Raw genomic sequence first — 12267 nt, forward strand, 5'->3', positions numbered from 1 at the left:
ACCACCGTAACCCGCCCGGACGCTCCCTAGCACAGGCCGTGCGCCAGGATGCGTTGCGAATCGGCCTTCTCCTTGGGCACCTGACCGGTGATCGACACGGTCACCGCGCGACCGTCACGGGTGGCGCCCGAGATCGCCGAGAACCCGTGGATTCCCCCGCTGTGCCCGACGAATTCCGCGCCGCAGGGCAACGGGCCGTACATGACACCGAGGCCGTAGTCCGGCTTACCCGGACCGGTGGGCCCGCCGTCGAGCATCTCCCGCAGTCGCGCGGGCGGCACCACCCGCCCGGCGGCCAGCTCCGAGTAGAAGCGATTGAGGTCGGCGCCCGTGGACACCAGACCACCCGCCGCCCACGGCACCGACGGTTCGATACGGGAGGCGTCGACGCGTTTACCGTCGACGGTAGTGTAGCCGTTCGGATGCGGTTCGCGCAGCTCCAGCTCCCCGGTGGGCGGCAGATACGTGCCGGTCAGCCGCAGCGGATCCAGGATCCGGTCGCGCAGTTGATCGGTGTAGGGCCGCCCGGTCACACGCTCGACCAACATTCCGGCGACGATGAAATTGGTGTTGCTGTAGTCGTATCGGCTGCCGGGCGCGAAATCGGCGGGCCGCCGCAAAGCGATGGCAATCTCCTCGCCGGGAGTAAAGGTGCGTCCGGTGCGCGCGGCCAGGTCCTCGTCTATTTCCGGATTCTCGGTCAATTCGGGCAGTCCGCTGCGGTGCTGGAGGATCTGGCGCACGGTGATGACCCGGCCGTCGATTCCGTCGCCGGTGAGCACACCGGGCAGGTAGGTGTCGACCGGTGCGTCGAGGTCCACCCGTCCGGCGTCGACCAGGTGCAGCACGAGGGCGGCGACGAACGATTTCGCGATGCTGCCGACCCGGACGTGCTGCGGCGGGTCGGTCGGAATGGGTTGCCCGGTCTCGGCATTCGCGGCGCCCGCGGTCAGCGTCACCGACTGCCCGTGGTCGGTGACAGTGGCGATCACCCCGACCGCCCCGGCCTCGATCAGTGCGTCGAGATCGCCGCGGACGGCGTCCACGCGAGCGACGGGAACAGGAGAGGGCGTGGACTCGGTGGTGGTGTCGCCGGAACAACCGGCCACGGCCAGTGCCGCCACACCGAGCAGCAGGAGACTCGAGCGCATGAGCAGACGGTAGGAACGATCGCGCCCGAGCACATCCGGTAGAACCCCGAATTCTTCCCCTATACGCCCTGTCTTCTTCCGGCCGGACACCGCCGCGAGCGCCGATCGGACAGCAATATCGCAAATACTCGGCTACTCGATCGGCGCGGTCATACCATTGCGCTATGCCCACTCTCCGAGCCGCGGGGCGTACCGACATGTTCGCCGGCGATGCGTGGCCGGTGGCACTGGCGATCGGCATGGGATCGGTGGTGCTGGGGGTGATGATTCTCGTCTGGCCCGGCAAATCGGTGCCGGTGGCCGGCGCGCTGTTCGGGGCCTGCCTGGTGCTGTCTGCGCTGTGGCAGCTCACGGTGGCGTTCCGGGCGCGCATCGCGGGCGGGCTGCGGTTGCTCGAATTCGGCACGGCGCTGTTGGCGTCGCTGCTGGCGATGTGGTGCCTGCAGAGCGGCGACTGGCCCTCGGTGCTGGCGCTGGCCGTCGGATTGGGCTGGATCGTGCACGGCGTCGTGCAGGCCGTCGTCGCGGTCTGGACCGACGACATGCCACGCCGCGGGCGCTTCGAGCTCTACGGTGTGCTCATCGTGGTGGCCGGGGTACTGCTGCTGATCTGGCCCATCGAAACCCTCGCCGCGCTGTCGGTGCCCGTGGGGCTGGGCCAGATCGCCTTGGGCGCCATCCAGATTCAGGCGGCGGTGCGCCTGGAACGGGCCGCGGTACACGAGGAGACCGTCGGCATTCACGGCCTACTGCGCACCGAGCCGAAGACCGGCTGATTCCCGGCGCTCGCCGGAAGTCGTCCCGCAAATGCCGCTCCGGCCCGCGGGGCGCGGGTAACGTTCGCGGAGTTCGTGCGGTTGGTGTTCGATCGCGCGCGTTGCGGCGTCGCCCGGTCGGCAGTCCTCGAGGGAGGCGTGCGCATGGTGCGACTGGACGGCGAACTCACCGACGCCCTGATCGGTGCGCGCCGGTTCTTCACCCGGGCCGAGGTGTCACCGGACAAGCGGACGCTCTACCGGATCGGCGGACGGCAGGCCGACGAGTTCTACCGCGATCGCTGGTCACACGACAAGGTGGTGCGCTCCACGCACGGGGTGAACTGCACCGGGTCCTGTTCCTGGAAGGTGTATGTCAAGGACGGCATCATCACCTGGGAGACCCAGCAGACCGACTATCCCTCGGTCGGACCGGACCGGCCGGAATACGAGCCGCGCGGCTGCCCGCGGGGCGCGGCGTTCTCCTGGTACACCTACTCGCCGACCCGGGTGCGGTATCCGTACATCCGCGGCGTGCTGCTGGAGATGTACCGGGAGGCCAAGGCGCGCACGGGAAACCCGGTCGACGCGTGGGCGGCCGTGGTCGAGGACCCCGAGGCGGCGCGGCGCTACAAGAGCCTGCGTGGGCGCGGCGGCCTGGTCCGCGCCACCTGGGACGAGGCCACCGAACTGATCGCCGCCGCGCACGTGCACACCGTCAAGACCTACGGACCGGACCGGATCGCGGGCTTCTCCCCGATTCCGGCGATGTCGATGGTGTCCTACGCGGCCGGGTCGCGATTCGTGTCGCTGCTCGGCGGGGTGATGCTGTCGTTCTACGACTGGTACGCCGACCTGCCGGTGGCCTCGCCGCAGGTGTTCGGCGACCAGACCGACGTGCCGGAATCCGGGGACTGGTGGGACGCCGGATATCTGATCATGTGGGGCTCCAACGTGCCGGTCACCCGCACCCCGGACGCGCACTGGATGGCCGAGGCGCGCTACCGGGGGCAGAAGGTGATCGCGGTCGCGCCCGACTACGCCGACAATGTGAAGTTCGCCGACGAATGGCTGGCCCCGCACCCGGGCACCGACGGCGCGCTGGCGCTGGCGATGGGCCACGTCATCCTGCGCGAGTTCTTCGTCGATCGCACCGAACCGTACTTCCGCGACTACGTGAAGCAGTTCACCGACCTGCCGTTCCTGGTGCGACTAGACGCCGACGGCGACGACTACCGGCCCGGAAAGTTCCTCACCGCAGCCGATCTCGCGCAGTTCGCCGACCAGGAACACGCCGAGTTCAAGACGGTACTGCTCGACGGCGACGGAAACCCGCTCGCGCCCAACGGCTCTCTCGGCTTCCGCTACGGCGACGAGGGCACGGGGCGCTGGAATCTCGAACTGGGACAAGCCGATCCGCTACTGACCGTCTATGGCGGAGACACGGTCGCGGTGCGGCTGTCCCGATTCGACGCGCCCGACGGCACCGCCCAGCCCCTGCGGCGTGGAGTGCCCGTCCGGACCGTCGGCGGCCACCTGGTGACCACCGTCTATGACCTGATGCTCGCCCAGTACGGCGTCCACCGCCCGGGGCTGCCCGGCGACTGGCCGGCCGATTACGACGACGCCGGGCAGCCGGGCACACCCGCCTGGCAGGAGACGATCACGGGGGTCCCAGCGGCGGCCGCCGCCCGCATCGGCCGCGAATTCGCCGCCAACGCCGCCGAATCCCAGGGCCGGTCGATGATCATCCTCGGCGCGGGCACCAACCACTGGTTCCACTCCGACACCATCTACCGCACCTTCCTGGCGCTGACCACCCTCACCGGCTGCCAGGGCGTGAACGGCGGTGGCTGGGCGCATTACGTCGGGCAGGAGAAGTGCCGTCCGGTGACCGGCTGGGCGCAGGTCGCGAACGCGCTGGACTGGTCGCGCCCGCCTCGGCAGATGATCCAGACCGCCTACTGGTACCTGCACACCGACCAGTTCCGCTACGACCCGTTCGCCGCCGACACCCTCGCCGGCGCCGCGGCGGGCGGTCGGCTCGCGGGCAAGTCCACCGCCGATCTGATCGCGCTGTCGGCTCGGCTGGGCTGGATGCCGTCGTATCCGACCTTCGACCGCAACCCCCTGGATCTGGCCGACGAGGCGGCGGCAGCGGGCGTGCCGGTCGCCGACCACGTGGTATCCGAATTGACCTCGGGGCGGCTGCGTTTCGCGTGCGAGGACCCGGACTCGCCGCGGAATTTTCCGCGGGTGCTCAGCGTGTGGCGGTCGAACCTGCTGGGGTCGTCGGCGAAGGGGGACGAGTACTTTCTCCGCCATCTGCTGGGCGCGCAGTCATCGCTGCGCGCGGAGGAAGCGCCGCCGCACGCCCGGCCGCGCGACGTGCGATGGCACGAGCAGGCGCCGGTCGGCAAGCTGGACCTGCTGCTGACCCTGGACTTCCGGATGACCAGCACCACCCTGTACTCCGATGTGGTGCTGCCCGCGGCGACCTGGTACGAGAAACACGACCTGTCGACCACCGACATGCACCCCTTCGTGCACTCGTTCTCCCCGGCGATCGCGCCGCCGTGGCAGGCCCGCACGGATTGGGACGCCTTCCAGGGCATCGGAAAAGCCTTCAGCCGCTTGGCCTTCGACCATCTCGGCAAACGCACCGACGTGGTGGCGGCGCCGCTGCAGCACGACACCCCCGACGAGCTGGCCACCCCGCACGGCGTGGTCCGGGACTGGAAAGCCGGTGAGTGCGCACCGATTCCGGGCCGGACCATGCCGAAGCTGATCGCGGTGGAACGCGACTATCCGGCGGTGGCGACGAAGATGGCGGCGCTGGGCCCGCTGCTGGATACGCTGGGCGCCGCTACCAAGGGCGTCACCTTCGATGTGCGGCACGAGATCGAATACCTGATCGACAAGAATGGTTCGGTGCGTGGAGGTCTCGCCGACGGTCGGCCCCGCCTGGTGCGCGATGTCGACGCCTGCGAGGCGATCCTCGCCCTGTCCGGCACCACCAACGGGCGACTGGCCACCCAGGGCTTCCGAACCCTGGAGCAGCGCACCGGAACCCGGCTGGCCGACCTCGCCGCCGAGCACGAGGGCACCCGGATCTCCTTCGCCGACACCCAGTCCGCGCCGGTGCCGGTGCTCACCTCACCGGAGTGGTCGGGCTCGGAGTCCGGCGGCCGCCGCTACTCGCCGTTCACGCTCAACGTGGAGCGGCACAAGCCCTGGCACACCCTCACCGGGCGCCAGCACTTCTACCTCGACCACGACTGGATGGCCGAGGTGGGGGAGCAGCTTCCGGTGTTCCGGCCGCCGCTGAACATGACCGCGCTGTTCTCCGAGCCCACGCTGGGCTCCACCGGGGAGCACGGCCTCACCCTGCGCTACCTGACGCCGCATTCGAAGTGGTCGATCCACTCCGAGTACCAGGACAACCTGTTCATGCTGAGCCTGTCCCGCGGCGGCCCCACCATCTGGATGTCCGATCGCGACGCCGCGAAAATCGGTGTCGCGGACAATGATTGGATCGAGGCGGTGAACCGCAACGGGGTGGTGGTGGCGCGGGCGGTCGTGTCGCACCGGATGCCCGAGGGCACCGTGTACATGCACCACGCCCAGGACCGGGTGGTGGACGTGCCGATCGCGGAGACCTCCGGGCAGCGCGGCGGCATCCACAATTCGCTGACCCGGCTGCTGATCAAACCCACCCATCTCATCGGCGGGTACGCCCAATTGTCCTACGCGTTCAACTATCTCGGCCCGACCGGCAACCAGCGCGACGAGATCACCGTCATCCGCCGCCGTGGCCAGGAGGTGCGGTACTGATGCCGGCCACCGTCGCGTCCCGGCAGACCAGGAGGTGCGTGCGATGAAACCCATGGCGCAGCTGGCGATGGTGATGAACCTCGACAAATGCATCGGCTGCCACACCTGCTCGGTGACCTGCAAGCAGACCTGGACCAACCGTGCGGGCGTAGAGTACGTCTGGTTCAACAACGTGGAAACCCGTCCGGGACAGGGATATCCGCGCACCTACGAAGATCAGGGGCGGTGGCGGGGCGGCTGGACGCTGGATCGGCGCGGGCGGTTGCGATTGCGCGGCGGGGGCCGGCTGCGCAAGCTGCTCACCATCTTCGACAATCCGATCCTGCCCGAACTCGCCGACTACTACGAGCCGTGGACCTACGACTACGACACCCTCACCTCCGCCCCCGTGCAGCAGCACACGCCGGTGGCGCGGCCCAAGTCGCTCATCACCGGGAAGGACACCAAGGTCACCTGGTCGGCCAACTGGGACGACAACCTCGGCGGCGCACCGGAACTCGCGCGCCGCGACCCGCTGCTGGCGGCGCTGAGCGAGCAGGTGCGCTTCGAGTTCGAGCACACCTTCATGTTCTATCTGCCGCGCATCTGCGAGCACTGCCTCAATCCCTCGTGTGTGGCGTCGTGCCCGTCCGGTGCGATCTACAAGCGCAGCGAGGACGGCATCGTGCTGGTCGATCAGGACCGGTGCCGGGGCTGGCGGATGTGCGTGTCGGGTTGCCCGTACAAGAAGGTGTACTTCAATCACCGCACCGGCAAGGCGGAGAAGTGCACGTTCTGCTTTCCGCGCACCGAGGTCGGGTTGCCGACGGTATGCGCGGAGACCTGTGTGGGGCGGCTGCGCTACATCGGGCTCATGCTCTACGACGCCGACAAGGTGCTCGACATCGCGAGCACACCCGACGAGCACGATCTGTACGCGGCACAGCGCGATGCCTTCCTCGATCCGAACGATCCGGAGGTGATCGCCGCGTGCGAGCGGGCGGGCATCCCGCGCGACTGGATCCAGGCCGCGCAGCGTTCGCCGGTGTACGCGCTGATCAACACGTACCGCGTGGCGCTGCCGCTGCATCCGGAATACCGCACGGTGCCGATGGTCTGGTACATCCCGCCGTTGTCGCCGGTGGTCGACGCGCTGCGCGAGACCGGGCACGACGCGGAGGAACACCGCAACCTGTTCGCCGCGATCGAGGCGCTGCGGATTCCGGTCGAGTACCTGGCGGAACTGTTCACCGCCGGTGACGTCGCCCCGGTCGAGGCGGTGCTGCGCAGGCTCGCCGCCATGCGCAGCTACATGCGTGACATCAACCTCGGCCGCGAGACCCGGCCCGAGATCGCCGAGCGGGTGGGCATGAGCGCCGAACAGCTCTACGACATGTATCGCCTGCTGGCACTGGCCAAGTACGACGAGCGGTACGTGATCCCGGCCGCGCACGCGGAACAGGCGCAGGGCCTGGAGGAGTCGGCCACCGGGTGCAGTCTGGACTACGACGGCGGTCCGGGCATGGACGGGTGGGGGCCGTTCGGCGAGAGTTCCGGCGCCACGACGCCGGTCGCGGTGGAGAACTTCCGCATGTTGCGCGATCGGCAGACCAGCGACACCGAATCCGCGCCGGTCGGCAAGTCCGGCCGGATCAACCTGCTCAGCTGGGACGGACGCGGCACGCCCGAGGGGCTGCTGCCGCCCAGAACCGGAGGGAGACACCGCAAGTGAACCTCCGCACCACGGAGCGCGCCGCCGCGTGGCAGGTGCAGTCGCTGCTGCTGGGCTACCCCGACGAGACGCTGCTCGCGCGGCGTTCCCTCGTCCGGCGGGCGGCGGACGCGCTGCCACCCGCGGTCGGTGCGCCGTTGCAGTCGCTGCTGAACCATCTCGACAGCACCGAACCGCTCGCGCTGGCCATCGAATACGTCGACACCTTCGACCATCGCAAACGGTTCAGCCCCTACCTGACCTACTTCCTGTACGGCGATACCCGCAAGCGCGGGATGGCGCTGCTGCGGTTCAAGCAGGCGTACCGGGCGGCGGGCATGGTCCTCGACGATGCCGAACTGCCCGACCACCTCGCCGTGGTGCTGGAGTTCGCCGCCGCGAATATCGAAGCGGGACTGGAACTCCTGATCGAGTACCGGGTGGGGGTGGAGCTGATGCGGCTCGGCCTGCGCGAGGCCGGATCGCCGTGGGCGGCGGTGCTCGATTCCGTCGCTGCCACCTTGCCGTCGCTGCCCGGACACGACCGGGACGTGCTCGCCCGCCTGATCGCCGAGGGCCCGCCGGGGGAGGAGGTCGGGCTCGAGCCGTTCGCGCCGCCGTCGTACATGCCCGCGCCGATCGGAGGACGCCGATGACGCCGAGCGCCACCGACATTCTGCTGTGGGTCGCCGTGCCCTATGCGGCGCTGGGTATCTGCCTGGTCGGGCACGTCTGGCGGTATCGGTACGACAAGTTCGGCTGGACCACGCGTTCGTCGCAGCTGTACGAGAACCGGTTGTTGCGGCTGGGCAGCCCGCTGTTCCACTACGGGATCGTGCTCGTCGTCCTCGGGCATGTGCTGGGGCTGGTGCTTCCGGAGTCGTGGACCGAGGCGATCGGGGTGAGCGAGGGCCTGTATCACGCGGTGTCGTTCACGCTGGGGACCGTCGCGGGTGTGGCGACCGTGCTGGGGCTGGCGATTCTGATCTATCGGCGGCGCACGGTCGGGCCGGTGTTCTCGGCTACCACGCGCAACGACAAGATCATGTATCTGCTGCTCGGGCTGAGCCTGGCGCTTGGGCTGGGGACCACGCTGTACTACACACTCAGCGGGCAGGTGCACGATTACCGGCAGGATGTGGCGCCCTGGTTCCGGTCCATCTTCACTTTCCGGCCCGAACCCGAACTCATGGCCGGCGCGCCGCTGGGCTTCCGGTTGCATGCGCTGGCGGCGTGCGCGCTGTTCGCGTTCTGGCCGTTCAGTCGTCTGGTGCATGTGTGGTCGGCCCCGGTGGGCTATCTGACCCGGCCTTACCTCGTGTATCGCAGCCGCGACGAGGCGCTGGGGACGCACCGGCCGCCGCGCGGCTGGGAACGGGTGGGGCCGTAGCGATTACATGGTCGGTGCAGTCGCTGCAACATAGCGCGGGGTGCCGGAACGATGGTGAGAGGTTTGTGGGTGCGCGGAGCCGGGCACGCCTTGCGGGATGGCTGAGTCGGTTGCACGTCTGCTCGACGTAGTTGCTGGAAGGTTGTCGCGCAAAGGGGGCGTTGCATGTCATTGTCGCGTCGTGGGTTCGTCGGTGCTGCCGCCGTGGGCGGTCTTGCCGCACTCGCCGGGGCGCCGACGACGCGAGCGGCCGAACCTCGCACGGTGCTGCCGGGCGACCCGGAGTATGCCGCGCTGACCCTGCGTGGATACAACCGGCGGTTCGTGGCGCGGCCGCAACGGATCTACGTACCGGAGACAACCGACCAGGTCGCGGACGCGGTGGCGCGGTGTGTGCACGGCGGGCTGCGGATTGCGGTGCGGTCCGGCGGGCACTGTTTCGATGGCTTCGTCGACGACCCGGGGACGCAGGGGTTGATCGATCTGGGGCGGATGAACGAGATCCGCTGGGACGCACGGTATCGCGCCTTCTCCCTCGGCGCGGGAGCGGAATTGAGCGCGGTGTATCCGGCGCTCGCGCGGTGGGGCGTCACCGTGCCCGCGGGCATCTGCAAGGGCGTGGGCGTGGGCGGCCATATCAGCGGCGGCGGATACGGTCCGCTGTCGCGGCGGCTGGGTCTGGTCGCCGATCACCTGTACGGCGTGGAGATCGTCACGGTGACGGCGGACGGGACGATCCGGCCGGTGGTGGCGACCCGGGACGGCCCGCACCCCGAACTGTGGTGGGCGCACACCGGCGGTGGCGGGGGCAATTTCGGCGTGGTGACTCGATTCCTGTTGCGGTCGCCGGAGGGTGGCGGGGAGCCGGAACGCGCACTGCCCAGGCCGCCCGCGGCCATGACGACCGCGCGGCTGGTGCTTCCGGCGACCACCGAGGAATCGTTCGTCCGGTTCCTCGGGAACTACCTGGATTTCCATGCGCGACACCGCGATCCGGGCAATCGGTTCGCAGATCTCTACGCGCCGCTGAGCGTGCACCCGCTACCGGCCGCGTATACCGAGATCCTTCTGCTGATGGACGCGGACGCGCCGGACGCGTCCGCGCGGCTGGAGGAGTTCGTCGCGGTCGTCGGCGACGGTGTGCGGCCTCGCCCGATGCTGGAACCGGCCACCGTCGCGAGTTACCCGGAGACGGCCGAGAAGTCGTACTACGCCAGGGCGCCGGAGCCGCCGCGGGTGAAGATCAAGGCCGCGTATCTGCGCCAGCCGTACACCGCCGAGCAACTGCGAATCTGCTACCGCCGCATGGCCGATCCGCGCTGCTTCGGCGAATCCGTCCTCGAGTTCCTGCCCTTCGGCGGCGCGATCAACGCCGTCGCGCCCGAGGCCACCGCGATGGCGGCGCGGGATTCGTTCATGAAGGTACTCATCCATGCGGCTTGGCGGTTGCCCGCCGACGATCAGCGGCAGCTCGCCTGGGCTCGGGAAATGTATCGCGATCTGTACGCGGGCACGGGTGGTGTGCCGGTCCCCGACGAACGTAACGGCGGCAGCTACATCAACTATCCGGATCCCGATCTCGCCGACCCGCGCTGGAACAGGTCCGGTGTTCCGTGGCCCGCCTTCTACTATGGACCGAACTACGCGCGGCTGCAGCGGGTGAAGGCGGAGTGGGACCCGAAAAACCTGTTCCGCCACCAGCTTTCGGTGGAGTTGCCTGCGGGCGGCGGGTGAGCACGGTATACCCGGGCATCGCGCGGTCGGCATTCCGGCATGCCACAGGACGGAATCCGCTCAGCGGAACAGGTCGGCGTGGGCCGCGGCCCACTCGGTGAAGGTGCGTGGAGGGCGGCCCGTGACTCGTTCCACGGTGTCGCGGACGACGGATTCATCGATCGCGCCCTCGACGTAGAAGTCGAAGAAGGCGTCCACGTACTCGGGCGGGGTGGTCTGCAGCAGTTCGGCGCGCGTCTCCTCGTTGCTGAGTTCGACGCAGGTCAGATCGCGGGACAGGACATTCCCGAGCACCGCGATCTGCTCGGCCGGACGCAGCGCCTCCGGCCCGGTGGGCCACAGGATCTCGCCGTGATGGCGGTCGGTCAGCAATGCCCGTGCGGCGACCGCGGCCAGGTCGGCCGGATCGAGGGCGGCCACGGCGGCGGTGGGGAACTGGGCGCGAACCACGTCTCCGGCGCGCAACTGGGGGAGCCAACGCAGGGCGTTGGACATGAAGGCCGACGGGCGCAGGATCGTCCAGGTCGGGCCGGAGCCGGTCACTTCCTCCTCGGAGGCGGCCATGTAGCGGGTGACGGCGTTGCCGAGATTGCCGGTGCCCGCCGACGTGCCCGACAGCAGCACCACGTGCTCCACTCCCGACTTGGCCGCTGCCGCAACGGCTCCCGGGTAGCCCGGCAGTACGAACGCCGCCCGCACACCGTCGAACACCGGGCCGAGCGTGTCCGGCGCGGTGAGGTCTCCGGCCACGGCCTCGACCCCGGCGGGCAGCGTGGCGCGTGCCGGGTCGCGCACCAGGGGCACGGACCGATTCACCCGCCGCGGCCAGCGCGGTGACCAACTCACCACCGATATTGCCGGTCGCACCGGTCACCAGATACATGACTGTCCCTTCGTCATTGTTGCGGCCACTGCGGCGGAGGCGGCTGATGCTGACCTGGATAACCGGCGGGTGGCTGTCCGCCCATCGGCGGCTGGGGCCAGGCGTTCGGTGGCTGTTGCGGCCAGGCGCCTGCGGCGGGTTGCTGTTGTCCGCCGCCGGACGTCGCGGCCAGGACGAGCGCGATGATGGCGACGAGGGCGGTGAGCGCGGCCGGGATCGTCAGCCAGCCGCCGTGCGCCCACAGTCCGCCGAAGCGGCGGGTGCTCTTGTCCAGGGCCGTGAGGATGTAGCCGAAGGCCGGGGTGAAGACCATGCCCGCCGCGACCGCGCCGAGGACTCGGCCGGGCATCGCCTTGCCACCGGCGAGGATCAGGATCGCCGCCGCGATGGCGGCGATGACGGCCAGGATGAAAGTGGCGTTGCCCCAGAGGAATTCGCCGTAATGGGCGGAAAGCCAGATGATCCGCACCGCGTGCAGGAGCGAGGTGAGGAGCAGGAAGACGACGGCCAGCACATCGGCGCCGCTCCGGCCGCCGGGGCGCTGGGGTGGACCCGGCTGCCACACCGGACTCCCCGCCGGTGCGCCCCATCCCGGACCCGGCGGATTGTGCTGTGGTGGTCCGGGCGGGAACGGTTGGCCCATTACGTCGAACTCCCCTCGCTGTACGGTAACTCGAAGCAGACTATGCGATTCCGGCGTTCGGGGCGGGGTAAGCCGGATCGGGGCGCCGGCAGCCCACGCTGTCGGTGTGCGTGGCCGTCGCTGTCACCGAGGGCTGCGTGGTGCCGGGGTGGTCGTCCGCGGGCGCGTTGAATTCCGGTTCGCGGCA

At 69.4% G+C, this 12267-nt stretch carries 9 protein-coding genes; 6 read left to right on the forward strand and 3 right to left on the reverse strand.

The genetic code is table 11. From position 1 onward, the window contains the following. Window positions 1–26: 26 nt before the first annotated feature. Window positions 27–1151, reverse strand: coding sequence for a serine hydrolase domain-containing protein (locus ACFMRZ_RS04730; RefSeq protein ID WP_400178061.1), 1125 nt, complete (start codon window positions 1149–1151; stop codon window positions 27–29). A gap of 164 nt (window positions 1152–1315) precedes the next feature. Here ACFMRZ_RS04730 and ACFMRZ_RS04735 point away from each other — a divergent pair, with 164 nt between their 5' ends. From ACFMRZ_RS04735 to ACFMRZ_RS04760, 6 genes are all read left to right on the forward strand, one after another. Continuing rightward, window positions 1316–1927, forward strand: coding sequence for an HdeD family acid-resistance protein (locus ACFMRZ_RS04735; RefSeq protein ID WP_280276923.1), 612 nt, complete (start codon window positions 1316–1318; stop codon window positions 1925–1927). A gap of 144 nt (window positions 1928–2071) precedes the next feature. Further along, window positions 2072–5740, forward strand: coding sequence for a nitrate reductase subunit alpha (locus ACFMRZ_RS04740; protein ID WP_400178062.1), 3669 nt, complete (start codon window positions 2072–2074; stop codon window positions 5738–5740). Between the two features lie 43 nt (window positions 5741–5783). Next, entirely contained in the window at window positions 5784–7451 is a 1668-nt protein-coding gene (narH, locus tag ACFMRZ_RS04745) for a nitrate reductase subunit beta (protein ID WP_400178063.1), read from the forward strand. Next, window positions 7448–8086, forward strand: a complete 639-nt coding sequence (gene narJ / locus ACFMRZ_RS04750) for a nitrate reductase molybdenum cofactor assembly chaperone (RefSeq protein WP_400178064.1) — start codon at window positions 7448–7450, stop codon at window positions 8084–8086. Before narH ends, narJ begins: the two co-directional genes overlap by 4 nt. Then, window positions 8083–8820, forward strand: a complete 738-nt coding sequence (gene narI, locus ACFMRZ_RS04755; protein WP_400178065.1) for a respiratory nitrate reductase subunit gamma — start codon at window positions 8083–8085, stop codon at window positions 8818–8820. Before narJ ends, narI begins: the two co-directional genes overlap by 4 nt. A 165-nt stretch (window positions 8821–8985) precedes the next feature. After that, window positions 8986–10554 carry an FAD-binding oxidoreductase gene (locus ACFMRZ_RS04760; protein WP_400178066.1) on the forward strand — a complete coding sequence of 523 codons (1569 nt, stop codon included), beginning with the start codon at window positions 8986–8988 and terminating at the stop codon, window positions 10552–10554. A gap of 60 nt (window positions 10555–10614) precedes the next feature. On the opposite strand, the gene ACFMRZ_RS04765 is transcribed toward ACFMRZ_RS04760, so the two are convergent. Both ACFMRZ_RS04765 and ACFMRZ_RS04770 read right to left on the reverse strand, forming a co-directional pair. Next, a complete protein-coding gene (locus ACFMRZ_RS04765; RefSeq protein ID WP_400178067.1) occupies window positions 10615–11400 on the reverse strand; it encodes an NAD(P)H-binding protein in 786 nt (261 codons plus the stop codon). A gap of 50 nt (window positions 11401–11450) precedes the next feature. After that, entirely contained in the window at window positions 11451–12080 is a 630-nt protein-coding gene (locus tag ACFMRZ_RS04770) for a hypothetical protein (RefSeq protein ID WP_400178068.1), read from the reverse strand. Window positions 12081–12267: the final 187 nt, after the last annotated feature.

The organism is Nocardia sp. N2S4-5, assembly GCF_044628355.1.
GTDB classification, from domain to species: Bacteria; Actinomycetota; Actinomycetes; order Mycobacteriales; family Mycobacteriaceae; genus Nocardia; species Nocardia wallacei_B.

Excerpts from the sequence above, each read along its gene's own strand:
- ACFMRZ_RS04760 (WP_400178066.1), top strand. The coding sequence starts at position 8,986 with ATGTCATTGTCGCGTCGTGGGTTCGTCGGTGCTGCCGCCGTGGGCGGT.
- ACFMRZ_RS04770 (WP_400178068.1), bottom strand. The coding sequence starts at position 12,080 with ATGGGCCAACCGTTCCCGCCCGGACCACCACAGCACAATCCGCCGGGT.
- narH (WP_400178063.1), top strand. The coding sequence starts at position 5,784 with ATGAAACCCATGGCGCAGCTGGCGATGGTGATGAACCTCGACAAATGC.
- ACFMRZ_RS04740 (WP_400178062.1), top strand. The coding sequence starts at position 2,072 with ATGGTGCGACTGGACGGCGAACTCACCGACGCCCTGATCGGTGCGCGC.
- ACFMRZ_RS04730 (WP_400178061.1), bottom strand. The coding sequence starts at position 1,151 with ATGCGCTCGAGTCTCCTGCTGCTCGGTGTGGCGGCACTGGCCGTGGCC.
- ACFMRZ_RS04735 (WP_280276923.1), top strand. The coding sequence starts at position 1,316 with ATGCCCACTCTCCGAGCCGCGGGGCGTACCGACATGTTCGCCGGCGAT.
- narI (WP_400178065.1), top strand. The coding sequence starts at position 8,083 with ATGACGCCGAGCGCCACCGACATTCTGCTGTGGGTCGCCGTGCCCTAT.